The sequence below is a fragment of the Citrobacter sp. Cpo109 genome (assembly GCF_030332565.1).
GTDB lineage: Bacteria > Pseudomonadota > Gammaproteobacteria > Enterobacterales > Enterobacteriaceae > Citrobacter > Citrobacter portucalensis.
This window is the reverse complement of record NZ_JAOWHQ010000069.1, coordinates 112618-138187: the sequence shown is the minus strand read 5'-3', so window position 1 is coordinate 138187 and position 25570 is coordinate 112618. Positions and strand designations below refer to the sequence as shown.

Genomic DNA, 25570 nt, shown 5'->3' with positions numbered 1-25570 from the left:
GACATTACTCTTTATGAGAAAGCTTCTCAGCCTGAACGCTACCATCAGCATCTTTCTTAGCATCGGCATTATCGTCATTCATTGCTTTCTTGAAGCCCTTGATTGCCGTTCCCAGGTCTCCACCCAGTGTACGTAACTTCTTGGTACCAAACAGCAGAACAACCAGTGCGGCAACCACCAGCAGTTTGGTAATACTAATCTCACCCATAGATACCTTCTTGACTTAAACCAGGCTGCATAAAGCGCCATATTAACCTGAGAATATTAACGGCCTTTCGACGCGCGCACACAATAGCAATCTGTAACAAGGTGAATCAAGCCTTGTTTAAAAAAACGTCATAATAATTGCGGTGGCGCAAAGCGTCGGTTACTTAACACCGGGAGTTGTGCCCTAACCTGCCTCACCCGCTCGGCGGAAACCTCGGCCATAATTAGCGCGGGCGTTTCTGCCGCAGCAGCAATGGTCACACCAAAGGGGTCGATGACCCTGCTTTGGCCGATATTCTTGTTACCGCACTCTCCCGCCGCAATCAGGTAACACGTCGCATCTAACGCTCTTGCCGCCAAAAGCGTAGCCCAGTGATGCTCTTTAAGCGATCCCCGAACCCAGGCTGCGGGTAAGACAAGAATTTCCGCTCCCTGCAATGCGTGCACCAGCGCCAGCTCAGGAAAGCGCAGATCATAACAGGTCATTAACCCTACTTTTAACCCGTCTACGTCCAGCAGCGGCGCTATGGCGTCCCCTGCATCAACATTACGTGACTCCTGAATCGAAAAGGCATCATAGAGATGTAATTTAGCGTAATGGGCCACGACCTGACCTGCCCTTAGCGCCACCAGCATGTTAAACGCCCGGCCTGGCACAGAAGGAACATGAATCGTCAGGATTGTCGTCATCTCGTTTTGCGCGCTTTCTCGCAGCAAGCGCGTCAAAAATCCGCCCTCCAGCAGTTGAGCTGATTTCACTGATAGGTCTGGGTCCAGATCGTCACGGGCCAGAAGCGCCTCCGGTAATACCAGCAGCGACGCCCCCTCTCCTGCAGCCTGTGACATCAATAAGACGCAGGTTTCTGCATTTTTTTCCCATGAAGGTCCCACGGCAAATTGCCCTGCTGCAACGAACATATTCCCTCCAGAAAACGTTGTTAGGCTCGCCAACCACGATTATTCAGCGTTACACTCATCCTATATACAATCAAATAGCAGGATTATGCAGTGTTACAACTCCTTTTAGCGGTTTTTATCGGTGGTGGTACAGGTAGTGTAGCAAGATGGATGTTGAGCATGAGGTTTAACCCGCTCCATCAGGCCATCCCATTCGGTACGCTGGCTGCAAACTTACTTGGCGCATTTATCATTGGTATGGGTCTGGCGTGGTTTAATCGCATGACTAACATTGATCCAATGTGGAAGGTACTGATTACCACTGGCTTTTGCGGGGGACTAACAACGTTCTCCACTTTCTCAGCTGAGGTGGTGTTTTTGCTACAGGAAGGACGCTTTGGTTGGGCTATGGTGAATGTACTGGTTAATCTGTTGGGATCATTTGCGATGACCGCCCTGGCATTCTGGCTGGTTTCAGCCTCTCCCGCGCACTGAAGCGAAAAAAAACCCGCAATTAAGCGGGTTTTGAATGCTTGCTGTCGTATGCTTACAGAGCGATTACGTTTGCAGCAGAAGGGCCTTTGGCACCGTTAGTGATTTCGAACTCTACACGCTGACCTTCAGCCAGAGTTTTAAAACCATTGGTCTGGATTGCAGAGAAGTGTACGAACACGTCTTTGCTGCCATCTTCCGGAGTAATGAAACCGAATCCTTTGGACTCATTAAACCACTTAACGTTACCTTTAATCTTAGACATCAAAATTACCTTTACATGAAAAATAGACACAAATGCTGTGTCGGGTATCAGTACAACAATTGTGGTGGACTTTGTCCAGTCGAACTTTATCAAAAAGTGATAAATGTCGCGTTATTTTTCAGTTAAAGTTAATATAACACTGTTTTTAAAAGACTTTTTAATAATCCACCTGACAATACAGGTAGTCCATCAAAACTGGAAACGCATCCATGCAAAGTAGACGTTACCGTTGTTGTACGTTCCCGGAATGTAGGTCATCTGGAACGTTGCCGGACCATACCCTATCGATGCCAGCGGTAACAGCACGGGTACCGGAATGTAGTTCCAGTTATCGCGCGCGGTAAAACCAGCGGTAAAACCGAGACCTGTATGGAAATTTTCATCTGCCAGCGGTCGCCAGGTTTTTTCCCAGCCATAACCACCAATGGGTTCCCATTTATTGTAGGAATCCTTAAAGGCCATTATATAAAGCCCGTGCCAGTTACCTTTATCATCCCAACGGGATTGACCAAAGCCCGCCCCCCATGGGCGTTCATTGTAGCGATCCGTTTTTTCTTTATCATAAGCAAAACGCGCATGCCAGGTAATAGCCGGCACGTACAGATCATAATGTTCTGGCTGCTGCCAGGTTTCACTGACATTGTCTTTAAAAGTAGCGAACCAACCTTTATCTTCAGCAGCGCCCTGGGGAATGAAAGCTAACTGAATAAAAAGAAATGAAAAAATGAGAAAATATCGTTTAGCGACAATCACAACTTAATTACCATCCTGGGATTTATTATTAATTGTAGCAAACCCAACCTTAATGTTAGCTTAACAAAAATGCGCAGCTAAAAAATCAGAATAATCCTCAGCCTATAATTTTTAAGATAATTATCCATGAGTTTATTGAGCCATCTAATAGGAACTATTTTCTCTTTATTGCCAATAAATTGTTCTTTCCTCCGAAAAAAGTTAAATATCATCACAATAAATTAACAATTAACAATCAATATCACCACAAAACACATACATCAGCGCTGCGCTTCACAGTTTCTTATTGTGAGATTCTTTTTTTAACCACGATGCTGAAAAAACGGCTTAGCCATCGCTTGAATCCGTATTTTTATTGATTTTAATCAGCAAGAGTTATCGGTTTATTAGGCACATTCTGTCACCACTTTTTACTTTTTTTAGTTTTTTTACTTTCTGGGCAGCAATGCGACAGGGGAAACGATGTTGACATTTATTGAACTCCTTATTGGGGTTGTGGTTATTGTGGGTGTAGCGCGCTACATCATTAAAGGTTATTCCGCGACAGGCGTACTGTTTGTTGGCGGTCTGGTTTTGCTGATTATCAGTGCGCTGATGGGGCATAAAGTTTTGCCGTCCAGCGCGGCATCGACAGGCTATACGGCAACAGACATTGTTGAATATATTAAAATTTTGCTGATGAGCCGTGGTGGCGATCTCGGCATGATGATCATGATGCTGTGTGGTTTTGCCGCTTATATGACCCATATTGGCGCGAACGATATGGTCGTTAAGCTGGCCTCCAAGCCTCTGCAATACATCAACTCTCCTTACCTGCTAATGATTGCCGCCTATTTTGTCGCCTGCCTGATGTCACTGGCGGTTTCGTCAGCAACCGGTCTGGGCGTATTGCTGATGGCAACACTGTTCCCGGTCATGGTTAACGTAGGGATCAGCCGTGGCGCCGCAGCGGCCATTTGCGCCTCCCCTGCTGCAATTATTCTTTCACCAACATCCGGTGATGTGGTGCTGGCGGCAAAAGCTGCGGAAATGCCGCTGATCGATTTCGCCTTTAAAACCACGCTGCCAATTTCCATTGCCGCCATCATTGCTATGGCGATTGCCCACTTTTTCTGGCAGCGTTTTCTGGATAAAAAAGAGAACATTTCTCATGAAATGTTAGATGTAGCTGAAATCACCACGACTGCCCCGTCATTTTACGCCATTCTGCCGTTTACCCCGATTGTTGGCGTCCTGATTTTTGATGGTAAATGGGGCCCGCAGCTGCATATCATTACGATTCTGGTTCTGTGCATGCTCATCGCAGCTATTCTGGAGTTCGTACGTGGGTTCAACACCCAAAAGGTTTTCTCTGGTCTGGAAGTCGCTTACCGTGGCATGGCGGATGCCTTTGCTAACGTGGTGATGTTGTTAGTCGCTGCGGGTGTTTTTGCCCAGGGTCTGAGCACAATCGGCTTTATTCAGAGTCTGATTTCTATCGCCACCTCGTTTGGTTCGGCGAGCATTATTCTGATGATGGTGCTGGTGATCCTGACTATGCTGGCGGCAATGACTACGGGTTCCGGTAACGCTCCGTTCTATGCCTTCGTTGAGATGATCCCTAAGCTGGCGCATTCCTCCGGCATTAACCCTGCTTACCTTGTTATCCCGATGCTGCAGGCGTCAAACCTTGGACGCACAATCTCCCCGGTCTCCGGCGTGGTGGTTGCTGTTGCAGGTATGGCGAAGATTTCTCCGTTCGAAGTGGTGAAACGTACTTCGGTTCCGGTTCTGGTTGGGCTGTTGGTTGTGATTATCGCAACTGAAGTGATGGTACCAGGCTCTTCTTCAGCCGTCGTTGGCGGCTGATACTCAGTGAAATGTAGGCCGGATAAGGCATTCACGCCGCATCCGGCATTTCGACTGCAACGTTGCCGGATGTCGATGCTAAAGCATCTTATCCGGCCTACGTCAGAAATTAGCATTTAGCCGCCGTGATAGATACGCTGCGGCCTACCCACCTTACCGTGAATAATCTCCGCAATAATCAAATGACGGCTGGCACAGTACTCCAGGTAGCGTCTGGAAGTCGTTCGGCTGATGGTGAGCGCCTGGGCGATCGTTTCTGCTGTATGGTGTACCGTCGGATCGGCGAATAATTTCAACACTGCATTCAGCGTTAACGCATCAATCCCGGTCGGTAAATCCCCTTTCGGCTCGCCCCGCGCGTAGGCATTAAACATCTCATCTATCTGCTTTTGACTGGCGCTATCATTACCGGCCAACATGCGTCGACGCTGTTGATAACGCGTCAGGGTCTGCCCCAGCCGCTCGTAGGCAATGGGTTTGACCAGGTAATCAAACGCGCCGCTGCGCACAGCTTCGGAGACTGTTTCCATGTCGCTGGCCGCCGTGGTAAACACCACACCGCCCGGATAACGCGCCTGGGTTAGCTCATGCAATAAGGTAATTCCCTTGCCGTCCGGCAAGTAGTTATCGAGCAGAATCAAACCGGGCTTAAAACGCTCAATCATCATCCTCGCCTGCGCAAGATTACCCGCCAGCCAAATCTGGCTGAAGCCGGGTATATGGCGGATATATTCAGCATGCATTTCCGCCAGTAGCGTTTCATCCTCAACGATCAATAGCGTTAATGGTTCCGTCATTGTTTTTTTTCACTTTCGGAAGAAATAAAGAAAATAAGGTGCCGCAGGGGGAGTTATCTTCGAGCGTAATCACCCCGTCACAGCGCCTCACATAACTTGCAATAAGATACAAACCGATGCCATGTTCACCTGGTTCATCGGTACGGGTGCTCACACCCTGTTCAAATATTTTTTCACGCAATGTTTCCGGCACACCGCATCCCTGATCGGCAACTTCGATGATCACGTCATCCCCTTCATCGCTCAAATAAAGCTCTACGACCTTGTTGCCTTGCTGGGTGCGCAAGCTCGCTTCAAATGCATTATCAAGCAGATTGCCAACAATTGCTGCAAACTCTGTGCTATCCAGCCCCTCGGGGAGTTGATGCAGTTGGCTGCCCGGAACAATAGTCATGGTGAGACCCAGTTCCCGCGCGCGCTGCACCTTGCCAAACAACAGACCGGCTACCTGACGATCGGCAAACGCGCCGCGCAGGCTGTCAATCAGTTGCTGTTGCGCCTGGGATTCTCCCTGCACCATGGCCAGAACCTTGTCATACTCTTTCATTTGCAGCAGACCATTGATGGTCGACATCCAGTTCAGGTGCTCATGACGCAGCGTTCTCAGGCTCTCTACATACTGTTTGATCTGCGTTAACTGCGCATTAAGAGTAGCAATTTCATCTTTACTACGAAAACTGATGATTGCCCCAAGCAGTTCGTCACCGGAGCGAATCGCCTCACGGTTGGCGATAACGCTCAGTCCATTAAAGTTGACCATCGCATCCTGTCGTTTTTCCGCAATCTGTTGGGTGAAAAAGTCCGCTGGCTGAACCACCTCACTCACCGGTTTTCCAAGCCACTTTCTCCCAGGTGAAGACAGCCCCAGCATTTTCCTCGCACTGCGATTTATTGCGGTGATATATCCATCAGGATCCACGGCAATCAATCCTTCATATACCGAGCTAAACAACGCTTCCTGCTGACGTACCACCCGCGCAATTTGTTTCGGTTCCATACCCAACATCTGCCGACGAATATGGGCAGCGAAAAAACAGGAGAGCAGCATAAGTACCAGCAACAGCAGGATAAACACGCCGGCCATCGGAAGTAAGAAGTCCGATCGCCAGCTATCGATTTTGCTGATCAGATAACCAATTGAGACTACGCCAATGATTTTGCCATCGTCATCAAAGATGGGCGTTTTAGCGCGCATTGCCATCCCGATGGACCCTTTACCGGTAATAAAGTAGCTCTCCCCTTTTTCCAGCGCGCCGGGTTTGGTGAACTGCATCGGATAGCCAATCTTTTCCGGGTTCGGATGATATAGACGAATGGAGTTGGTATCCCCGATAACCACATAGTCGAAGTCAGTTCCGCTCTGCAGTTTGTCGGCAATCGTCGCCAGCCGCTTGTAATCACGATGCTTAACCGCCGTGATGATACTGTCGTTAGAGGCGATGATTTTGGCCTGATTCATTGCCATATCGCGGACATGCGTTGCCAGATAATCTTCAAAGCTGGCGGTAAAGTATTGTGCCAGGGCGGCAATGATAAAAACAGAAACGACCAGAATAAGCAGAAAGATACGTAAAGGAAACGCCAGACTGCGGAAAAAAGGAAACCGTGTTTTATTTTTCTGTTCTGTCATCACATTTTTCCTCACCGACGTTAACTAAAACTAATTTCTCATTGTAGTTGTAATTAAAATGTTCTATTTACACGTTATGGTATAAAACATGATCGTTGCAGATTCCCCACCTTAAATCAATTAAACAAATTAAAACCACACCTTATTTTAGGGTTAAATTAATTAAAAAACTTAAAACCATAAAACACATTAAAACCTTCTAACTTATTGTGAAATAAATCAAAAATTACCTCCAAAATACCCCTTACGATGTATGCATCAGGGAAAAAAAGAAATACTCCGTAATAAAAAACCATTCCCTTCAATTGCAAACAAAACGTTATCAGGTTGCTAAACAGAGCAACAAAAACAGAAACCCAGTAACAAATATAGCATCGGGGCTCTATTCACTATGTTCGGTAATAATATATTCACGCAAGTTAAACGCTCAGAAAATAAAAAGATGGCGGCTATCGCGCAATTTCTGAAAGAGAATGATTTGAGCGTAGATACGACCGTCGAAGTATTTATCACCGTCACCCGTGACGACCGTCTGATTGCCTGCGGTGGTATCGCTGGGAATATTATTAAGTGTGTCGCAATCTGTGAATCTGTCCGTGGCGAGGGCTTAGCGCTAACGCTGGCGACTGAGTTAATCAACCTTGCCTATGAACGCCATTGTACGCACCTCTTCATCTATACCAAAACCGAGTACGAATCGCTGTTTAAACAGTGCGGTTTTTCTACGCTCACCAGCGTTCCCGGCATTATGGTATTGATGGAAAACAGCACCACACGTCTGAAACGCTACGCCGAGTCACTGGCAAAACAGCGTCATGATGGGAAAAAAATTGGCTGTATCGTCATGAACGCCAACCCCTTCACCAACGGACACCGTTTTCTGATCCAACAGGCGGCCGCGCAATGTGACTGGCTGCATCTATTTTTGGTGAAAGAAGATACCTCACGTTTTCCGTATGAAGACCGCCTGGATCTGGTGCTTAAAGGAACAAAAGACATTCCGCGTTTAACCGTGCATCGCGGTTCGGAGTACATCATTTCCCGCGCCACATTCCCGTGTTACTTCATCAAAGAGCAGAGCGTTATTAACCACTGCTACACCGAAATAGACCTGAAAATCTTCCGCCAGTATCTGGCTCCGGCTCTCGGCGTCACGCACCGCTTCGTCGGTACTGAGCCGTATTGCACCGTCACCTCCCAGTATAACAACGATATGCGTTACTGGCTGGAGACCCCAATGCTTCCCGCCCCACCGATTGAACTGGTGGAAATTGAGCGGCTGTGCTTCCAGGAGATGCCGATTTCCGCCTCCTGGGTGCGCAAGCTGCTGGTTAAAAAAGATCTCACGGCTATCGCATCCCTGGTCCCTGACGCCACGCTGCAGTATCTGCAAAGCATGGTTGAACGAGCCTCATCGGGTGCGGCAGTCCGCCAAAATACCCCCGCATTAGCAACAGGTGAAAAATGAAAATAAACCAGGCAGCCGTCGCAGGCACACTCGAGTCCGGTGATGTGATGATTCGCATCGCCCCACTCGATTCGCAGGATATTGACCTGCAGGTTAACAGTAGCGTCGAAAAGCAGTTCGGTGATGCCATACGGGCCACCATTCTGGACGTTCTGTCCCGCTACAACGTACGCGGCGTGCAATTGAATGTTGATGATAAAGGCGCACTGGACTGCATTTTACGTGCGCGACTGGAAGCACTACTGGCCCGCGCTGGCGGTATTCCGGCACTGCCATGGGAGGATTGCCAGTGATTTCCGAATCTTTGCAACAACGTAAAACCCGTACTCGCCGCAGCATGTTGTTCGTACCGGGCGCCAATGCCGCCATGGTCAGCAACTCGTTCATCTACCCGGCAGATGCGCTGATGTTCGACCTGGAAGACTCTGTCGCGTTGCGTGAAAAAGATACCGCTCGCCGCATGGTGTACCACGCGCTGCAGCATCCGCTGTATCACGACGTTGAAACCATCGTGCGTGTAAACGCACTCGACTCCGAATGGGGAATCAACGACCTTGAAGCTGTGGTACGCGGCGGTGCTGACATCGTACGTTTACCGAAGACCGATACCGCGCAGGATGTCATCGACATCGAAAGCGAAATTCTGCGTATCGAAAACGCCTGTGGCCGTGAGCCAGGCAGCACCGGTCTGTTAGCCGCCATCGAATCGCCGTTAGGCATTACCCGCGCGGTAGAAATTGCCCATGCTTCCGAACGTCTGATCGGTATTGCCCTGGGTGCGGAAGACTATGTACGTAACCTGCGCACTGAGCGCTCACCGGAAGGTACTGAACTGCTGTTTGCCCGCTGCTCTATTTTGCAGGCTGCACGTTCTGCCGGTATTCAGGCGTTCGACACCGTGTATTCCGATGCCAACAACGAAGCGGGTTTCCTGCACGAAGCCGCACACATCAAGCAGTTGGGTTTTGACGGCAAATCGCTCATCAACCCGCGCCAGATCGAACTCCTGCATAACCTGTACGCCCCAACGCGCAAAGAGCTGGCTCACGCCCGTCTGGTTGTGGAAGCCGCTGAAGCCGCTGCTCGCGAAGGTCGTGGCGTAGTTTCCCTGAACGGCAAAATGGTCGACAGCCCGGTTATCGAGCGCGCCCTTCTGGTTATCTCCCGTGCAGAACTTTCCGGCATTCGCGAAGAATAAGGCAAAAAAATGACGCAGAAAATCGAACAGTCTCAACGCCAGGATCGCGTGGCGACCTGGAGCCGTCATGCAGAAAGTGAGCTTTCCGCTTATCAGAGCACCGCAAAAGTAGAATTGCAGGCGCAAAAACCGCGCGACAAAAAGCTGTGCACTAACCTGGAAGACGCTATTCGTCGTTCAGGTTTACAGGATGGTATGACTATCTCTTTCCACCACGCTTTTCGTGGTGGCGATCTGACGATTAACCTGGTGATGGACGCCATCGCCAATATGGGCTTTAAAAATCTGACGCTGGCCTCCAGCTCTCTGAGCGACTGCCATGCTCCGCTGGTTGAGCACATCCGTCAGGGCGTGGTTAGCCGCATTTATACCTCCGGTCTGCGTGGCCCGCTGGCGGAAGAAATCTCACGTGGCCTGCTAGCCGAACCGGTACAAATTCACTCCCACGGTGGCCGCGTGCACCTGGTGCAAAGTGGCGAACTCAGCATTGATGTGGCGTTCCTCGGCGTGCCGTCCTGCGACCAGTTTGGCAACGCCAACGGTTATACCGGTAAAGCGTGCTGCGGCTCACTGGGCTATGCCCGCGTAGACGCCGAAAACGCGAAACAGGTTGTCCTGCTGACTGAACAGCTGCTGCCCTATCCGCATAACCCGGCCAGCATTACGCAGGATCAGGTAGATCTGATCGTGCAGATCGATCAGGTCGGCGATGCGGACAAAATTGGTGCCGATGCGACCCGCATGACCACCAACCCGCGTGAACTGTTAATCGCCCGTAGCGCGGCTGAGGTCATTGCTAATTCCGGCTACTTCAACGAAGGCTTCTCACTGCAGACAGGAACCGGCGGCGCCTCTCTGGCCGTTACGCGTTTCCTGGAAGACAAAATGCGCAGCCGCGATATCCGTGCCGACTTCGCGCTGGGCGGCATTACCGCTACCATCGTTGACCTGCACGAAAAAGGCCTGATTCGCAAACTGCTGGACGTTCAGAGTTTTGACCGTAACGCCGCAGAATCGCTGGCCCGCAATCCAAACCACATTGAGATCAGTGCCAACCAGTATGCCAACTGGGGCTCAAAAGGCGCATCCGTCGATCGTCTGGACGTCGTGGTGCTCAGCGCGCTGGAAGTTGATACCAGCTTCAACGTTAACGTACTGACCGGTTCTGACGGCGTACTGCGCGGCGCATCCGGTGGTCACTGCGATACCGCGGTTGCCGCTGCGCTGTCTATCATCGTCGCGCCGCTGGTTCGCGGACGCATCCCGACCCTGGTTGATAACGTGCTGACCTGCGTAACCCCAGGCTCCAGCGTTGACATTCTGGTCACTGACCACGGTATCGCCGTCAACCCTGCACGTCCGGAACTGGCAGAACGTCTGAAAGAAGCCGGTATGAAAGTGGTGTCCATTGAATGGCTGCGCGAACGTGCACAGCAGCTCACCGGTCAGCCACGCGCTATCGAATTCACTGACCGCGTGATTGCCGTTGTGCGTTACCGCGATGGTTCAGTGATTGACGTTGTGCATCAGGTGAAGGAATAAACCATGCACCTGCTCCCTGAATACGCCACCCGACACGAGGTTTCCATTCCCGAGCTGCTCGCCAGCCGCGATGAGAGACAGGCAAGGCAACAGGAGTGGCTGACACGCCACTCTGCGCCGCTGGTCTCGTTTACCGTCGTCGCACCGGGACCGATTAAAGACAGCGAATTAACCCGTCGTATCTTTAATCACGGCGTAACCGCCTTGCTCGCGTTGGCGGAACAATCCACCTGGATTGTCAGGGAGCAAACAGCGCTGGTTTCTGCCAGCGGTCCAGAAGGTCTTTTGTCTATTGAGGCTCCAGCCCACGACCTCAAGCTCGCCACAATTGAACTTGAGCATTCACACCCGCTGGGACGGCTATGGGACATCGATGTCCTGACCCCTGAAGGGGAAATTCTGTCCCGGCGTCATTTCGCACTCCCTGCCCGCCGCTGTCTGCTGTGCGAGCAAAGTGCTGCCGACTGTGCGCGGGGTAAAACCCACGCGCTTTCCGACTTACTCACTCAGATGGAGGCACTGCTGCATGATGCCGATTCCCGCAACATCAACCAATAACGCAGTCCTCCCTCTGGATCTGCCTGATGCTTACGCAACGCTTGCGTGGCGCGCCATGTTGACTGAAGTCAACCTGTCGCCCAAACCCGGTCTGGTAGATCGTATTAACAACGGCGCGCATAAAGATATGGCGCTGGAAGATTTTCATCGCAGCGCTGAAGCGATTCGGTCATGGCTGCCACGTTTTATTGAATATGGGGCGTTTAGCGCACAGCTGTCGCCTGAGGATGTATTGAAAGGACTGCGCCCTCTGGGCATGGCCTGCGAAGCCGATATGTTCCGCGCCACCGCCGGGGTGAACACCCATAAAGGGAGCATCTTTTCACTGGGACTGCTGTGCGCCGCCATTGGCCGCCTGCACCAGCTCCAACTCACTGTTACCGCTGAAACCATTTGCTCTACGGCAGCAACATTTTGCCGTGGCCTGACCGAGCGCGAACTGCGCCAGAACAATCAACAACTCACGGCTGGCCAACGTCTTTATCAGCAACTGGGATTAACCGGCGCACGGGGCGAAGCCGAAGCGGGATATCCGCTAGTCATCCAGCATGCCCTGCCGCACTACCGCGCACTGCTGACTCAGGGCCGCGACCCTGAACTGGCGTTACTCGACACATTATTGCTGCTGATGTCTATCAACGGCGACACCAACGTGGCTTCACGTGGCGGCGCAGAAGGTCTGCGTTGGCTACAGCAGCAGGCCACCGCCCTGATGCAGCAAGGGGGGATTCGTACCCCTGCCGATCTCGAATATCTACACCAGTTCGACCAACAGTGCATTGAACGCAACCTCAGTCCCGGAGGCTGCGCCGATCTGCTGATCGTCACCTGGTTTTTAGCTCAGATTTCACAAGTTCATCATTATCACAATTAAAGATCCTTTCCGGAGAATCACACACATGTCTTTAGCAAAAGATAAAATATGGAAGTTATTGGCCCCCCTGGTCGTCATGGGTGTCATGTTTCTTATCCCCGTCCCTGATGGAATGCCTCCACAGGCCTGGCACTACTTTGCCGTATTCGTGGCAATGATTGTCGGTATGATCCTTGAGCCAATCCCGGCAACAGCGATCAGCTTTATCGCCGTAACGATCTGCGTTATCGGCAGCAACTATCTGCTGTTTGATGCTTCAGAACTGGCCGACCCGGCGTTTAAAGCGGGCAAGCAAGCGCTGAAATGGGGTCTGGCTGGCTTCTCCAGCACCACCGTGTGGTTGGTGTTTGGTGCGTTTATCTTCGCACTGGGTTATGAAGTCACCGGTCTGGGTCGTCGTATCGCGCTGTTCCTGGTGAAATTCATGGGTAAACGTACCCTGACGCTGGGTTATGCGATTGTTATCATCGACATTTTGCTGGCACCGTTTACTCCATCTAACACCGCGCGTACCGGTGGCACCGTATTCCCGGTAATCAAAAACCTGCCGCCGTTGTTTAAATCATTCCCGAACGATCCTTCCGCGCGCCGTATCGGTGGATATTTGATGTGGATGATGGTCATCAGTACCAGTCTGAGCTCTTCGATGTTCGTGACCGGCGCTGCACCTAACGTACTGGGTCTGGAATTCGTCAACAAAATTGCCGGTATTCAAATCAGCTGGTTGCAGTGGTTCCTTAGCTTCCTGCCGGTCGGTATTATTTTGCTGATCGTTGCTCCGTGGCTGTCATACGTTCTGTACAAACCAGAAGTTACTCACAGTGCTGAAGTTGCCGCTTGGGCCGGTGATGAACTGAAAGGCATGGGTAAACTGACCCGTAAAGAGATAACGCTGATCGGTCTGGTATTGCTCAGTCTGGGTCTGTGGGTCTTCGGTGGTAAACTGATTGATGCAACCGCAGTGGGCCTGCTGGCTGTTTCCCTGATGCTGGCGCTGCACGTTGTACCGTGGAAAGACATTACCCGTTATAACAGCGCATGGAACACTCTGGTTAACCTCGCCACGCTGGTCGTTATGGCGAATGGTTTAACCCGTTCAGGCTTCATCGACTGGTTCGCCAACACTATGAGCACGCACCTGGAAGGCTTCTCGCCTAACGCGACCGTGATCGTTCTGGTACTGGTGTTCTACTTTGCTCACTACCTGTTTGCCAGCCTTTCCGCTCACACCGCCACCATGCTGCCGGTTATTCTGGCCGTCGGTAAAGGTATTCCGGGCGTCCCGATGGAACACCTGTGTATCCTGCTGGTACTGTCCATCGGTATCATGGGCTGTCTGACTCCATATGCAACAGGCCCTGGCGTTATCATCTACGGCTGTGGTTATGTGAAGTCCAAAGACTACTGGCGTCTGGGTGCTATCTTCGGCGTTATCTACATCGCTATGCTTCTGCTGGTCGGCTGGCCGATTCTGGCAATGTGGAGCTAATCATCCCGGTTCACGCCTGATGAAAATGATGCCAGTCAGCTAAACCTGACTGGCATTTTTTATGATTAAATAGATGATATTCAGAATTTATATAAGTGTCCGAAATCATCATGACATCAACATGGCGTTATTCTTCGTTGCTGGCAGCACTCCTGCTGCCAGTTTCTGCAACTCAGGCCGATGAACTTCAGGCAAAACAATACGCTGATTTTGACAGCTACGTGCTGGCTCTCTCCTGGCAAACCGGATTTTGTCAGAGCCAACACGAGCGTAATCGTCAGGAGCCTGACGAATGTCGTTTGCAAAAAGAGAGCGCAGACAAAGCGGATTTCCTGACCGTTCACGGTTTATGGCCCAGCCTGCCTAAATCCATTGCCGCCCGTGGAGTAGACAACCGCCGTTGGATGCGTTTTGGCTGCGCGACTCGCCCCATTCCCAACCTGCCTGAAGCCCGCGCAAGCCGTAAATGCGCGGCCCCCGAAACCGGACTGTCGCTGGAAAGCGCGGCAAAACTCAGCGCTGTAATGCCCGGTGCTGGAGGGAGATCCTGTCTGGAACGTTACGAATATGCCAAACATGGCGCGTGTTTCGGTTTTGATCCCGACACATACTTCGGCACTATGGTACGGCTGAATAATGAGGTTAAGAACAGCGAGATGGGCAAATTCCTGGCGGAAAACTACGGCAAAACCGTCAGCCGTAACGCATTTGACACCGCCGTTGCCAAAAGCTGGGGCAAAGAGAACGTCAAAGCTGTGAAGCTAAGCTGCCACGGTAATCCATCGTATCTCACTGAGATCCAGTTATCCCTGAAAGCCGACAACATCAACCAGACGTTATCTGCCCAGTCATTCTTACCGCAACCGCATCCGGGTAACTGCGGTAAACAGTTTATTATCGACAAAGTGGGATACTGAAACTTGCGACCGACGCTGCGAGCTGGCGTCGGTCCGTAAACTTAGCGTTTTGCACGGGCGTCCGGGCGAACTAAATCAAAACGGTGTGTTTCACTGATCGAATAATACGCCGTTGGCCCACCTGCACGCAGCACCGGCTTCGCTTTCGCCGTCTGATAGATGCCGTCTTCCAGGAGCGTTTCATCTATGTGAATGCCTACCACTTCCCCCAACACCAGCCAGGTATCAACCGGTGAGCCATCAGCAGTAGTTAGTTGCAGAGTTTGCGATAAACGACACTCAAAATTGACCGGGCTTTGCGCCACGCGCGGCACGTTGACTATCCGGCTATCTGCCTTGCTAAGCCCGGCGGCAAAAAACTCGTCCTCACCGTACGGCAAGCTGGCTGACGTTTCGTTCATCGCAGTGGCCAGCTCAAGAGTCGTCAGGTTCCAGACAAATTCACCGGTTTCGATAATATTCTGCACGCTGTCTTTCCAGCCGCTGCTGGCGAAACCGATAATCGGCGGGTGATAGTTGAAACAGTTAAAGAAACTGTATGGTGCCAGATTGTGCCGACCGTTGCTGTCACGCGACGCAATCCAGCCAATCGGGCGCGGTCCAATGATGGCATTTAGCGGATCATGCGGTAAGCCGTGTCCCTGTGACGGTTGATAGAAATACATAGCGTTCCCTGTTGAAGTTAACGTCAGCGCAGCACAAATTATGCTTCGCTCATCCCCCTGGAAAAAGAAGATCAGCGTAGAACAATCTGCCAACGATTACGACTGAATAAAGTTGAGCAGGTCACCGTTGATCTGTTGCTTATGGGTGGTGCAAATGCCATGCGAGCCGCCGACATATACCTTCAATTGCGAGTCCGGCAGTATTTCCGCCGCGACCTTTCCGCAGGTTTCAAACGGGACAATCTGATCGTCATCACCGTGGATCACCAGCGTCGGGATGGTCATCTTTTTGAGGTCTTCACGCAGATCTGTTTCCGAAAACGCGTGTATACAGTCGTACAATGCTTTGATGGAACCTTGTAAACCTTGTTCAACAAAGCTTTCGCGAACGGCTTTCGACTCTTTTGCGCCAGGACGATTGTAGCCATAGAATGCAGCGGTCAGCTCATAGAAAAAGGCGGCGCGATCGTTCACAACCCCCTCACGGATGCCATCGAATACCTCTTTCGGCACGCCATTTGGGTTAAAGTCAGTCTTGATCATGATGGGCGTCACTGCGCCAATTAACACCGCTTTTGCCACCCGCTGCGTCCCATGCCGGCCAATATAACGAGCCACTTCCCCACCGCCGGTAGAGTGTCCAACATGTACGGCATCTTTAAGATTGAGATGCGCGGTAAGTTCAGCCAGGTCATCAGCATACTGATCCATATGATGACCATCCCAGGGTTGGGCCGAACGCCCATGTCCACGCCTGTCATGGGCGATCACACGAAATCCTTTCGATCCAAGGAACAGCATCTGATCTTCAAACGCGTCTGCCGTCAGCGGCCAACCGTGACTGAACACAATAGGTTGTCCACTTCCCCAGTCTTTAAAATGCAAATAGCTGCCGTCTTTCAAGGTAAGTTTGTCGTACTGGCTCATGAGATCTCCTGTCGCGGAACACTGAGTTGTTTGACGCGCCCGCAGCGAGCGCTTAAAAAGCATAATGCAAATTGGAGAACGATCACGTTTTTCGGCTAAAATCACACCATATGCGACAATATTGATGATTTACCTGAATGTGAACTAAATCACTTCAAACATGGGGTAAGTCTCAGTATCATCATAAAAGCTAAACCCTTGCCGCCTGACGGTGAGGGTTTTCTTTTGGGATTATTTACCTGCGCACCCGCAGTATCGACGACATGGAGTAATAAATGTCCAGACCAACTATCATCATTAACGACCTCGATGCGGAACGCATTGACCGCCTGTTGGAGCAACCTGCGTTTGCTGGTTTACCGATTGCCGACGCCCTTAACGCCGAGCTGGATCGTGCCCAAATGTGTTCTCCAGAAACCATGCCGCACGACGTCGTGACCATGAACAGCCGCGTGAAATTCCGCAATCTGAGTGATGGCGAAGTCCGTGTGCGTACCCTGGTGTATCCGGCCACTATGACTGACAGCAACACACAGCTTTCGGTAATGGCACCTGTCGGCGCTGCACTTCTGGGGCTGCGCGTTGGTGATACCATTCACTGGGAACTGCCAGGCGGGACCTCAACGCACCTCGAAGTTATCGAGCTTGAGTACCAGCCTGAAGCCGCAGGCGACTACCTGCGCTAACTCTGTCTTATCAAAGCCACTCGCTTTATCTTACAGGGGATGCATCCGCATCCTCTTTCCGGTTAGATCTCCCTGCTCCTCGCTTTCTTTCCTGTTCGCAAAACATAAATCTGTGTCGTGACTGACAGAATCGTTTTTAATACTATGCTGTTATGTGTTCATGTAATGACAAGGAGAATGTTTATGTACAACACAATCATAATGCCTGTTGATGTATTCGAAATGGAACTGAGCGACAAGGCTATTCGCCATGCAGAATTTCTGGCCCAGGATAAAGGGGTTATCCATCTGCTACATGTGCTGCCAGGCTCAGCGAGCTTAAGCCTGCACCGCTTTGCAGCCGATGTCCGTCGTTTTGAAGAACATCTGCAACACGAAGCGGAAACCCGTCTGCAAACGATGGTCGGTCACTTCAGCATCGATCCTTCCCGTATTAAACAACATGTCCGCTTTGGCAGCGTACGTGACGTGGTCAACGAGTTGGGTGAAGAGTTGAATGCGGATGTCGTTGTCATTGGGTCGCGTAACCCATCAATCAGCACCCATCTACTCGGCTCAAACGCTTCCAGCGTTGTCCGTCACGCGACTTTGCCAGTGCTGGTTGTTCGTTAACAGCCACTGATTTGATAAAGAAAACCCCTGCCAGGTTAACGCCTGACAGGGGTTTTTATAGTGCAGGTGAGTCTTACTTTTTTTATGCTACTGTCGTGCGAATCAGATAATCAAACGAACTTAACGAAGCCTTCGCGCCTTCACCTGTCGCGATGATAATCTGCTTATACGGTACGGTTGTGCAGTCGCCGGCAGCGAAAACGCCTTTCACGCTGGTTTCGCACTTGGCATCGATGATGATTTCACCCATACGGTTACGTTCAACGGCACCTTCCAGCCAGTTGGTGTTCGGCAGCAGACCAATCTGAACAAAGATACCTGCCAGTTCCACATTGTGAACATCGCCGCTCACACGGTCACGATACTCCAGGCCAGTAACTTTGCTGCCATCGCCTTTCACTTCTGTCGTTTGCGCATTCAGAATGATGTCGACGTTTTTCAGACTGCGAAGCTTATTTTGCAGCACCTGGTCGGCCTTCATTTCAGGAGCAAATTCCAGCAGCGTCACATGTTCAACAATACCTGCCAGGTCGATAGCCGCTTCAACGCCGGAGTTACCGCCGCCAATCACCGCAACACGCTTGCCTTTAAACAGCGGACCATCACAGTGCGGGCAGTAGGTTACGCCTTTGGTGCGATACTGATCTTCGCCCGGAACGTTCATGTTGCGCCATTTCGCGCCGGTGGCGATGATAATGCTGCGTGCTTTCAGCACCGCGCCGGAGGCCGTTTCAATCTGATGTAGACCGCCTTCCTGCGCTGCCGGGACCAGTTTGCTTGCGCTCTGGCTGTCGATCACATCAACATCATAATCATCAACGTGTGCTTTCAGCGCGCCAGCCAGTTTCTGACCTTCGGTTTTCGGCACCGAGATGTAGTTTTCAATATCTACAGTATCAAGAACCTGACCGCCAAAACGCTCGCCCATCAGACCGGTGCGAATGCCTTTACGTGCAGAGTACACCGCTGCCGCCGCACCTGCAGGACCAGAGCCGACAATCAACACGTCATAAGCATCGCGCTTATTCAGCTCTTCAGCCGCACGTTTTTCTGCGCCAGTATCCACTTTCGCCACGATCTCAGTCAGCGTCATACGTCCCTGACCGAACTCTTTGCCGTTCATAAATACCGCCGGAACGCCCATCACGTTACGATCGGTGATTTCGTTCTGGAATGTACCGCCGTCAATCGCCGTATGCTTGATACGTGGGTTCAGCACCGCCATCAGGTTCAGCGCCTGCACCACGTCCGGGCAGTTATGGCAGGAAAGCGAATAATAGGTTTCAAATTCAAAATCACCGTCGAGATCGCGGATCTGCTCAAGCAACGTCTGCGCCTCTTTTGAGGGATGGCCGCCAGTCCACAACAGCGCCAGCACCAGAGAAGTAAACTCATGACCCAGCGGAGAACCGGCAAAACGCGGTCCCTGGTGAGAACCGGGATTGGTAATAAGGAACGATGGCTTACGCACCGCCAGAGTATTGTCTTCTTTGAAGGTGACTTTTTCTGACAGTTCAGCAATTTCAGTCAGCAGTTCCTTAATTTCTGCCGATTTAGCGCTGTCATCCAGCGTCGCAATCAACTCAACAGGTTTGGTCAGTTTCTCAAGGTAAGCCCTGAGCTGGGTTTTCATATTTGTGTCGAGCATTCTTCTTCCCTCTCTGAAAACATCATCATGCAAGCCGATTTTGCGGGACTGCATTAATGCAACTTGCGTCATGGTGCTGGAATGAAACAGGCGCAAATTTGCGCCTGTGGAATGCCGGATGCACTACGTTTATCCGGCCTACAAACTATGCGACTTAGATTTTACCAACCAGGTCCAGAGATGGCGCTAAGGTTGCTTCACCTTCTTTCCATTTCGCCGGGCAAACTTCACCTGGGTGGGAAGCGACGTACTGTGCGGCTTTGATTTTACGCAGCAGGTCAGACGCATCACGGCCGATACCTTCAGCAGTAACTTCGATTGCCTGGATGATACCCTGCGGGTCAACAACGAAGGTTGCGCGGTCAGCCAGACCTTCATCTTCACGCATGTTGTCGAAGTTACGGGTCAGGGCGCCAGTCGGGTCGCCGATCATCGCGTATTTGATTTTTGCGATGGTTTCAGAGCTGCTGTGCCATGCTTTGTGGGTGAAGTGGGTGTCGGTAGAAACGGAATACACATCTACGCCCAGTTTCTGCAGTTCTTCGTAATGGTCTGCAACGTCACCCAGCTCGGTCGGGCATACGAAAGTAAAGTCAGCCGGGTAGAAGAAGAAGACGCTCCAGCGACCTTCGGTATCTTTCTCGGTTACTTCGATGAACTCACCGTTTTTGAACGCCTGGTTTTTGAAAGGTTTAATTTTGGTATTAATCAAAGACATCTGTACTTCCTCCGTGTTTTCGTTGAGAGATAAGTTAACGAAAATCTCTTCGCAGGGCTAATGCGTTTCCTTTATCAAATCAATAAGCGTTAACTAACAACCCACTCAAACTCATGTTGTGAACCTAAAGATAAATGTAAAAAAGGCCCCCTTTGCAGGGAGCCTCATTACCCGAGCTACCCGCAGGTAACGTCAGTGCCAGCAGAGCTGGCTATGTGTTGCGCTCTACATTACCTTAACAAAGGTCGTAACAGCGATGGGGATTACATCACCCAACTAAAGAAAGGGCAATCGACAGACCGTCGATCTTACCTATGGCTGTGATAGGTTTTGCAATTAAGCCCACTTTCCTGCTGATTTTATAAGGAAAATCAATGTTTAAACGCACCTTACTCTTAACTCTTCTCCCCGCTATCGTGCACGCAGATGAGCTCCCTGCCCCTGTTAAAGCCATTGAGAAACAGGGAATTACCATCCTGAAGCCCTTCGATGCACCGGGTGGAATGAAAGGCTATCTGGGAAAATACCAGGACATGGGGGTCACTATCTATGTCACGCCTGACGGTAAACATGCCATCTCCGGCTACATGTATAATGAAAAAGGCGAAAACCTCAGTAATGCGCTCATAGAAAAAGAGATCTATGCCCCTGCCGGACGTGAGATGTGGCAGCGAATGGAAAAAGCGTCGTGGATTCTGGACGGGAAAAAAGAGGCCCCGGTCATCGTCTACGTGTTTGCCGATCCCTTCTGTCCTTATTGCAAACAGTTCTGGCAGCAGGCGCGCCCATGGGTAGATTCCGGTAAAGTTCAGTTGCGTACATTACTGGTTGGCGTCATAAAACCCGAAAGCCCGGCCACCGCTGCGGCAATTCTGGCAACCAAAGATCCGGCTAAAACCTGGCATGACTATGAAGCCTCCGGCGGGAAAATGAAGCTGGAAATCCCGACTTCGGTCCATCCTGAACAGATGAAGGTACTGAATATCAACCAAAAACTCATGGATGATTTAGGTGCTAATGTGACGCCCGCGATCTACTACATGAGCAAAGACGATACGTTACAACAGGAAGTGGGATTACCCGATAAGGAAAAATTAAATATTATTATGGGGAATAAATAAAGGTTACAGAATGAGTGATTGTTATCGTTCTCATTTCAATCACTCTTTAAAATATATTTTTATCGTAACCATCAAGCAATCTGTGTTATTTTAGTTTAAGTTAATTATTCATTAAGCCATAAACATAAATTCTAAGAATGATTAGAATTTAAATTATTCAACAATTGAATTATCCTATACATTACCATCACAGGAAGGTATGCATGGCTAACCTCTATGACCTCAAAAAATTCGATCTTAACCTGTTAGTAATTTTTGAATGTATTTATCAACATTTGAGCATCAGTAAAGCTGCGGCAACACTGTATATCACCCCTTCAGCCGTCAGCCAGTCATTACAGCGACTGCGTACGCAATTTAACGACCCTCTGTTTATTCGCTCAGGTAAAGGCATCACGCCTACCGTAACCGGGATCAACCTTCATCATCACCTTGAGCAGAATCTGAATACGCTGGAACAAACCATTAATATTATGCACGGTTCCAGCCTGAAGAAGAAATTTGTCATTTACAGTCCGCAAATTACTATTAACTTAGGGGTAATTGAGTTAATCAATACGCTAAGGCAAAATTCAAATGTCGAAGTTGAACATCACGACATAATAATGACTGCCGATACTGCAGAGAACATCCTCGCATACAGGAAAGCAGATTTAATCATCACTACCGCTCCCGTATATAACAGGTCTATTGTATGTACGCTATTTAAAACTATTGAGTGTGTTTTAACATGTAGCAGTAATCACCCCAGAATGAATGAATCTGCTACCCTTACACAAATATTGGAGGAACAATTTACTTTGTATCTTACAGAGGAAGAGGGTATTAAAGAGTATCAAGCACAAGCCAACGCCTTACTAACTAATCGTAAAACTGGCTTTAGTAGCGACTCTATGACGTCAATTATTAATGTAATTTCCAGTACAGATATTATTGGTATAATCCCAAAACTTAGTTATGAATTCCATGCTGCCAGACTTAATTTAAAAGAAATCAATATAGATTTCAAAATCCCATCAATCAGATTATACTTAATGTACAACCGTGCCTCACTTAGTAATAAAAAATTCGCAGAATATATCAATACAATAACATCTGAAAATCAACAACCCACATCATCAACAGTATGACAAATCCATTTTTGGAATATAAAACGCAAACACATTTACATTACAAATATTTCTTTAGGCGTTGCTTATTTTAAAGATTGGCATACTTTATTGCAGGCATTTATTTTAGTATAAAATAAAACTCGGATATGGATGTGATATGTCTGTTTATAAAATACCGTTAAACCAGAATGTTCTTGAAGCTGCTCAGGAACGCATTACCTGGACGCTTGAGAATCTACCGCGTGTCTGCGTTTCTTTCTCTGGAGGTAAAGATTCGGGGTTGATGTTACATCTGACCGCTGCCATTGCCCGCCAGTTACAGAAAAAAATAAACGTCTTATTTATCGACTGGGAGGCTCAGTTTTCCTGCACTATCGACTATGTCCAGGCGCTACGTGAGAATTATTCCGATATCATCGAAGAATTTTATTGGGTTGCATTGCCGCTGACGACGCAAAATTCACTGTCACAATTTCAGCCTGAATGGCAATGCTGGGAACCAGGCACTCAATGGGTGCGCCAACCGCCCGCAGATGCCATAACCGATCCCGAATATTTCTCTTTCTACCAACCCGGTATGACTTTCGAGCAATTTGTTCGTGAGTTCGCTGACTGGTTTTCGCAGAAACGACCGGCAGCCATGATGGTCGGGATCCGCGCCGACGAGTCATATAATCGCTTCGTCGCCATTGCGAACTCGAAAAAACAGCGTTTTGCCGATGATAAACCCTGGACCACCAGCGCCCCCGGCGGGCATACCTGGTATATTTATCCCATTTATGACTGGAAAACTGCCGACATCTGGACGTGGTTTGCGAAATCAAGACTCCCTTGTAACCCCCTGTACAACCTGATGTATCAGGCGGGGGTTCCCACTCGATACATGCGTATCTGCGAACCGTTTGGGCCAGAACAACGCCAGGGCCTGTGGCTTTACCATGTTATTGAGCCTGAACGCTGGGCAATGATGTGCTCCCGCGTCAGCGGGGTAAAAAGTGGCGGGATATATGCTGGTCAGGACAACCATTTCTACGGTCACCGCAAAATATTAAAACCCGAACATTTAAGCTGGCAGGAATACGCCATGCTGTTATTGAAGAGTATGCCGGAAACAACCGCTGAACATTACCGCAATAAAATCGCCGTCTATTTACAGTGGTATAAGAAAAAAGGCATGGAGAATATCCCACAAACCCAGGAAAGAGATATTGGTTCAGTGGATATTCCGTCGTGGCGGCGTATCTGCAAGGTCCTGCTGAATAACGACTATTGGTGCCGGGCTCTCTCATTTAGTCCAACGAAACCCAAAAACTATCAACGTTACAATGAGCGCATGAAAACAAAACGCCAGGAATGGGGACTCTTATGCAACAACGATTAACTCAGGAACTCCTCGGCTTTCTTTCTTGTTTATCAGAACCAGAGAGAATTGAAGCCATAAATGAATTCAGAAAGGCAATACACAGCGTCAGTCCCTTCCGCGAGGAGCCCGTAGATTGCGTACTTTGGGTTAAAAATGATCATATTTCACCCAATGACTACAACCCCAATAACGTTGCGCCACCGGAGAAAAAGCTGCTGCTGAAGTCCCTCGAGGCTGACGGGTTTACGCAGCCCATTGTAGTGGTTCACTCAACGGCTGAAGAATACGAAATTGTCGACGGTTTCCACCGCCACGAGTTAGGTAAAGCCAAAGCCTCACTAAGGCCCAGGCTGAAAGGATATCTGCCGGTTGCCTGTTTAGAACGCGAACGCCATGAGCGAATGGCGGCAACCATTCGCCACAACCGCGCTCGCGGGCGTCATCAAATCCACGCCATGTCCGAGATTGTCCGCGAGCTATCGCAACTGGGATGGAGTGAAGAAAGAATTGGCAAGGATCTTGGTATGGACAGCGACGAGGTGTTACGCCTGAAGCAAATCAACGGCCTGCAAGCGTTGTTTGCCGACCGTCGATTCTCCAAAGCCTGGACCGTGAAATAGCTACAGCGAAACCAGACGCTCGGCTGCCGCTAACAGCGTCGATTCTTGCTTGGCAAAACAGAGGCGAATCAGTTTATGCGGGAAAGGATCGGCGCAGAACACCGACAGCGGGATTGCCGCAACGCCCACTTCAGTGGTCAGCCACTGGCAAAACTCCACGTCGTTAAGCGAGGAAACGGCGCTGTAATCGACCAGTAAAAAGTACGTGCCTTCACACGGCAGAATTTCCAGTCGGCTGTCACGCAACGCGTTCACCAACACGTCGCGTTTTTTCTGATAAAACGCGGGCAGTTCGCGATAGTGTGCCGGATCGTCTCGTAGCATATCCGCCAGTGCGAGCTGAGCCGGCGTGTTAACGGAAAACGTCAGATACTGGTGCACTTTTCGTAGCTCAGCGCTAATGGCGGCTGGCGCAACGCAGTATCCGACCTTCCAGCCGGTCATGTGGTAGGTCTTACCAAACGATGAAACAGCAATAGCGCGTTCCCGCAGCTCTGAATGTGCCAGCACGCTGGCATGCCCCTGTTTGGCGAAACAGATATGCTCATAAACTTCGTCGCTGATGACAAAGATCTCGCGTTCTTTAATCGCCTGCCATAGCGCGTCGAAATCGGCGTGATGCCACACAGTGGCAGAAGGGTTATGCGGCGTGTTCAGGATAACCAATCGGGTACGGTCGCTGAGTAAGGCACCAAACGCCTGCCAGTCGACGCGAAAAGACGGTGGTTGCAGGGCGATACGTTTAACCACACCGCCGGATAATTCAACCGCAGGCGCATAGCTGTCGTAGCTCGGGTCAAAACAAATCACCTCATCACCAGGGCGCACCAGCGCAGTGATCGCGGCATACAATGCTTCTGTGGCTCCCGCCGTGATGGTCACTTCACTATTCGCGTCAGGTTTATAGCCGTACAGGTCTGCCGTTTTATCCGCGATAGCTTCGCGCAGCGGCTGCACGCCCGTCATCGGCGCATACTGGTTTGCGCCATGCGCGACGTGATACGCCAGACGCTCTTGCAAAAAGAGTGGACCGTCAAAATCAGGAAACCCCTGCGAGAGGTTAATGGCCTGATGCTGCTGCGCCAGCGCACTCATTTGCGTGAAGATAGTAGTGCCCAGATTAGGCAGTTTGCTTTGCGGAATCAGCGGGTTATTACTCATTA

At 50.1% G+C, this 25570-nt stretch carries 27 protein-coding genes; 16 read left to right on the top strand and 11 right to left on the bottom strand.

The window, feature by feature from the left end:
- Positions 1–4: 4 nt before the first annotated feature.
- On the bottom strand, positions 5–208 hold the full coding sequence (tatE, locus tag OGY71_RS18575) for a twin-arginine translocase subunit TatE (protein WP_003022699.1): 204 nt from the start codon (positions 206–208) through the stop codon (positions 5–7).
- Positions 209–336: 128 nt separating this feature from the next.
- Entirely contained in the window at positions 337–1125 is a 789-nt protein-coding gene (locus tag OGY71_RS18570) for a deaminated glutathione amidase (RefSeq protein ID WP_048214698.1), read from the bottom strand.
- A 90-nt stretch (positions 1126–1215) separates the two neighbouring features.
- Here OGY71_RS18570 and crcB point away from each other — a divergent pair, with 90 nt between their 5' ends.
- Positions 1216–1599, top strand: coding sequence for a fluoride efflux transporter CrcB (gene crcB, locus OGY71_RS18565; protein ID WP_003831281.1), 384 nt, complete (start codon positions 1216–1218; stop codon positions 1597–1599).
- A gap of 52 nt (positions 1600–1651) precedes the next feature.
- Here crcB and cspE read toward each other — a convergent pair whose 3' ends face one another.
- A complete protein-coding gene (gene cspE, locus OGY71_RS18560; RefSeq protein ID WP_000034825.1) occupies positions 1652–1861 on the bottom strand; it encodes a transcription antiterminator/RNA stability regulator CspE in 210 nt (69 codons plus the stop codon).
- 189 nt (positions 1862–2050) lie between these two features.
- Positions 2051–2614: a lipid IV(A) palmitoyltransferase PagP gene (gene pagP / locus OGY71_RS18555; protein WP_003831280.1), complete on the bottom strand. Its 564-nt coding sequence runs from the start codon at positions 2612–2614 to the stop codon at positions 2051–2053.
- Between the two features lie 462 nt (positions 2615–3076).
- Between pagP and dcuC the strand changes: the two genes are divergently transcribed.
- Positions 3077–4462, top strand: coding sequence for an anaerobic C4-dicarboxylate transporter DcuC (gene dcuC, locus OGY71_RS18550; RefSeq protein WP_003022136.1), 1386 nt, complete (start codon positions 3077–3079; stop codon positions 4460–4462).
- Between the two features lie 116 nt (positions 4463–4578).
- On the opposite strand, the gene dpiA is transcribed toward dcuC, so the two are convergent.
- Both dpiA and dpiB read right to left on the bottom strand, forming a co-directional pair.
- A complete protein-coding gene (gene dpiA / locus OGY71_RS18545; protein ID WP_003831279.1) occupies positions 4579–5259 on the bottom strand; it encodes a two-component response regulator DpiA in 681 nt (226 codons plus the stop codon).
- Positions 5228–6889 carry a sensor histidine kinase DpiB gene (gene dpiB / locus OGY71_RS18540; protein WP_286613534.1) on the bottom strand — a complete coding sequence of 554 codons (1662 nt, stop codon included), beginning with the start codon at positions 6887–6889 and terminating at the stop codon, positions 5228–5230. The genes dpiA and dpiB overlap by 32 nt, the downstream gene beginning before the upstream one ends.
- Before the next feature lie 391 nt (positions 6890–7280).
- Here dpiB and citC point away from each other — a divergent pair, with 391 nt between their 5' ends.
- From citC to rna, 8 genes are all read left to right on the top strand, one after another.
- Positions 7281–8357, top strand: coding sequence for a [citrate (pro-3S)-lyase] ligase (gene citC / locus OGY71_RS18535; RefSeq protein ID WP_048214699.1), 1077 nt, complete (start codon positions 7281–7283; stop codon positions 8355–8357).
- Positions 8354–8650 carry a citrate lyase acyl carrier protein gene (gene citD, locus OGY71_RS18530; RefSeq protein WP_003831276.1) on the top strand — a complete coding sequence of 99 codons (297 nt, stop codon included), beginning with the start codon at positions 8354–8356 and terminating at the stop codon, positions 8648–8650. The genes citC and citD overlap by 4 nt, the downstream gene beginning before the upstream one ends.
- Entirely contained in the window at positions 8647–9555 is a 909-nt protein-coding gene (locus tag OGY71_RS18525) for an aldolase/citrate lyase family protein (RefSeq protein WP_003831275.1), read from the top strand. The genes citD and OGY71_RS18525 overlap by 4 nt, the downstream gene beginning before the upstream one ends.
- A 9-nt stretch (positions 9556–9564) precedes the next feature.
- The gene (gene citF / locus OGY71_RS18520) at positions 9565–11097 is read left to right on the top strand and encodes a citrate lyase subunit alpha (protein ID WP_164563011.1); all 1533 of its coding nucleotides are present in this window, start codon (positions 9565–9567) and stop codon (positions 11095–11097) included.
- Between the two features lie 3 nt (positions 11098–11100).
- Complete coding sequence (citX, locus tag OGY71_RS18515; RefSeq protein ID WP_126955861.1) at positions 11101–11655, top strand: citrate lyase holo-[acyl-carrier protein] synthase; 555 nt, start codon at positions 11101–11103, stop codon at positions 11653–11655.
- Complete coding sequence (citG, locus tag OGY71_RS18510) at positions 11624–12529, top strand: triphosphoribosyl-dephospho-CoA synthase CitG (RefSeq protein ID WP_164563012.1); 906 nt, start codon at positions 11624–11626, stop codon at positions 12527–12529. Before citX ends, citG begins: the two co-directional genes overlap by 32 nt.
- Before the next feature lie 25 nt (positions 12530–12554).
- Entirely contained in the window at positions 12555–14018 is a 1464-nt protein-coding gene (citT, locus tag OGY71_RS18505; RefSeq protein WP_003831271.1) for a citrate/succinate antiporter CitT, read from the top strand.
- Positions 14019–14128: 110 nt separating this feature from the next.
- The gene (gene rna, locus OGY71_RS18500; protein WP_126955862.1) at positions 14129–14935 is read left to right on the top strand and encodes a ribonuclease I; all 807 of its coding nucleotides are present in this window, start codon (positions 14129–14131) and stop codon (positions 14933–14935) included.
- Between the two features lie 41 nt (positions 14936–14976).
- Here rna and OGY71_RS18495 read toward each other — a convergent pair whose 3' ends face one another.
- Both OGY71_RS18495 and OGY71_RS18490 read right to left on the bottom strand, forming a co-directional pair.
- On the bottom strand, positions 14977–15600 hold the full coding sequence (locus tag OGY71_RS18495) for a flavin reductase family protein (RefSeq protein WP_286613533.1): 624 nt from the start codon (positions 15598–15600) through the stop codon (positions 14977–14979).
- A 96-nt stretch (positions 15601–15696) separates the two neighbouring features.
- A complete protein-coding gene (locus tag OGY71_RS18490; RefSeq protein ID WP_003831266.1) occupies positions 15697–16527 on the bottom strand; it encodes an alpha/beta fold hydrolase in 831 nt (276 codons plus the stop codon).
- Between the two features lie 275 nt (positions 16528–16802).
- Here OGY71_RS18490 and rnk point away from each other — a divergent pair, with 275 nt between their 5' ends.
- Positions 16803–17213, top strand: a complete 411-nt coding sequence (gene rnk, locus OGY71_RS18485; RefSeq protein WP_003831264.1) for a nucleoside diphosphate kinase regulator — start codon at positions 16803–16805, stop codon at positions 17211–17213.
- 183 nt (positions 17214–17396) lie between these two features.
- Positions 17397–17825 (top strand): universal stress protein UspG, encoded by a 429-nt coding sequence (gene uspG, locus OGY71_RS18480; RefSeq protein ID WP_003022101.1) that lies wholly within the window; start codon positions 17397–17399, stop codon positions 17823–17825.
- An 82-nt stretch (positions 17826–17907) separates the two neighbouring features.
- On the opposite strand, the gene ahpF is transcribed toward uspG, so the two are convergent.
- Positions 17908–19473: an alkyl hydroperoxide reductase subunit F gene (gene ahpF / locus OGY71_RS18475; protein ID WP_003831260.1), complete on the bottom strand. Its 1566-nt coding sequence runs from the start codon at positions 19471–19473 to the stop codon at positions 17908–17910.
- 154 nt (positions 19474–19627) lie between these two features.
- Positions 19628–20191, bottom strand: a complete 564-nt coding sequence (gene ahpC / locus OGY71_RS18470) for an alkyl hydroperoxide reductase subunit C (RefSeq protein WP_002894394.1) — start codon at positions 20189–20191, stop codon at positions 19628–19630.
- Between the two features lie 374 nt (positions 20192–20565).
- Here ahpC and dsbG point away from each other — a divergent pair, with 374 nt between their 5' ends.
- The 4 genes from dsbG (at position 20566) to OGY71_RS18450 (ending at position 24407) form a co-directional block, all read left to right on the top strand.
- Positions 20566–21312, top strand: a complete 747-nt coding sequence (gene dsbG / locus OGY71_RS18465) for a thiol:disulfide interchange protein DsbG (RefSeq protein ID WP_164563013.1) — start codon at positions 20566–20568, stop codon at positions 21310–21312.
- Positions 21313–21515: 203 nt separating this feature from the next.
- Positions 21516–22442 (top strand): DNA-binding transcriptional repressor CitR, encoded by a 927-nt coding sequence (gene citR / locus OGY71_RS18460; protein WP_003831212.1) that lies wholly within the window; start codon positions 21516–21518, stop codon positions 22440–22442.
- A gap of 139 nt (positions 22443–22581) precedes the next feature.
- Positions 22582–23805, top strand: a complete 1224-nt coding sequence (locus tag OGY71_RS18455) for a phosphoadenosine phosphosulfate reductase (protein ID WP_063940720.1) — start codon at positions 22582–22584, stop codon at positions 23803–23805.
- Positions 23790–24407, top strand: coding sequence for an IbrB-like domain-containing protein (locus OGY71_RS18450; RefSeq protein WP_003831207.1), 618 nt, complete (start codon positions 23790–23792; stop codon positions 24405–24407). The genes OGY71_RS18455 and OGY71_RS18450 overlap by 16 nt, the downstream gene beginning before the upstream one ends.
- Here the strand turns inward: OGY71_RS18450 and OGY71_RS18445 are convergent, their stop codons facing one another.
- Positions 24408–25568, bottom strand: coding sequence for a pyridoxal phosphate-dependent aminotransferase (locus tag OGY71_RS18445; protein WP_126955866.1), 1161 nt, complete (start codon positions 25566–25568; stop codon positions 24408–24410).
- Positions 25569–25570: the final 2 nt, after the last annotated feature.

Coding starts and splice junctions, on each gene's coding strand:
- dcuC (WP_003022136.1), top strand. CDS start 3,077: ATGTTGACATTTATTGAACTCCTTATTGGGGTTGTGGTTATTGTGGGT.
- citC (WP_048214699.1), top strand. CDS start 7,281: ATGTTCGGTAATAATATATTCACGCAAGTTAAACGCTCAGAAAATAAA.
- ahpF (WP_003831260.1), bottom strand. CDS start 19,473: ATGCTCGACACAAATATGAAAACCCAGCTCAGGGCTTACCTTGAGAAA.
- OGY71_RS18445 (WP_126955866.1), bottom strand. CDS start 25,568: ATGAGTAATAACCCGCTGATTCCGCAAAGCAAACTGCCTAATCTGGGC.
- uspG (WP_003022101.1), top strand. CDS start 17,397: ATGTACAACACAATCATAATGCCTGTTGATGTATTCGAAATGGAACTG.
- OGY71_RS18495 (WP_286613533.1), bottom strand. CDS start 15,600: ATGTATTTCTATCAACCGTCACAGGGACACGGCTTACCGCATGATCCG.
- dsbG (WP_164563013.1), top strand. CDS start 20,566: ATGTTTAAACGCACCTTACTCTTAACTCTTCTCCCCGCTATCGTGCAC.
- cspE (WP_000034825.1), bottom strand. CDS start 1,861: ATGTCTAAGATTAAAGGTAACGTTAAGTGGTTTAATGAGTCCAAAGGA.
- OGY71_RS18455 (WP_063940720.1), top strand. CDS start 22,582: ATGTCTGTTTATAAAATACCGTTAAACCAGAATGTTCTTGAAGCTGCT.
- ahpC (WP_002894394.1), bottom strand. CDS start 20,191: ATGTCTTTGATTAATACCAAAATTAAACCTTTCAAAAACCAGGCGTTC.
- citR (WP_003831212.1), top strand. CDS start 21,516: ATGGCTAACCTCTATGACCTCAAAAAATTCGATCTTAACCTGTTAGTA.
- rna (WP_126955862.1), top strand. CDS start 14,129: ATGACATCAACATGGCGTTATTCTTCGTTGCTGGCAGCACTCCTGCTG.
- tatE (WP_003022699.1), bottom strand. CDS start 208: ATGGGTGAGATTAGTATTACCAAACTGCTGGTGGTTGCCGCACTGGTT.
- citD (WP_003831276.1), top strand. CDS start 8,354: ATGAAAATAAACCAGGCAGCCGTCGCAGGCACACTCGAGTCCGGTGAT.
- OGY71_RS18450 (WP_003831207.1), top strand. CDS start 23,790: ATGCAACAACGATTAACTCAGGAACTCCTCGGCTTTCTTTCTTGTTTA.
- citG (WP_164563012.1), top strand. CDS start 11,624: ATGATGCCGATTCCCGCAACATCAACCAATAACGCAGTCCTCCCTCTG.
- dpiA (WP_003831279.1), bottom strand. CDS start 5,259: ATGACGGAACCATTAACGCTATTGATCGTTGAGGATGAAACGCTACTG.
- citT (WP_003831271.1), top strand. CDS start 12,555: ATGTCTTTAGCAAAAGATAAAATATGGAAGTTATTGGCCCCCCTGGTC.
- citF (WP_164563011.1), top strand. CDS start 9,565: ATGACGCAGAAAATCGAACAGTCTCAACGCCAGGATCGCGTGGCGACC.
- OGY71_RS18490 (WP_003831266.1), bottom strand. CDS start 16,527: ATGAGCCAGTACGACAAACTTACCTTGAAAGACGGCAGCTATTTGCAT.
- OGY71_RS18570 (WP_048214698.1), bottom strand. CDS start 1,125: ATGTTCGTTGCAGCAGGGCAATTTGCCGTGGGACCTTCATGGGAAAAA.
- rnk (WP_003831264.1), top strand. CDS start 16,803: ATGTCCAGACCAACTATCATCATTAACGACCTCGATGCGGAACGCATT.
- citX (WP_126955861.1), top strand. CDS start 11,101: ATGCACCTGCTCCCTGAATACGCCACCCGACACGAGGTTTCCATTCCC.
- dpiB (WP_286613534.1), bottom strand. CDS start 6,889: ATGACAGAACAGAAAAATAAAACACGGTTTCCTTTTTTCCGCAGTCTG.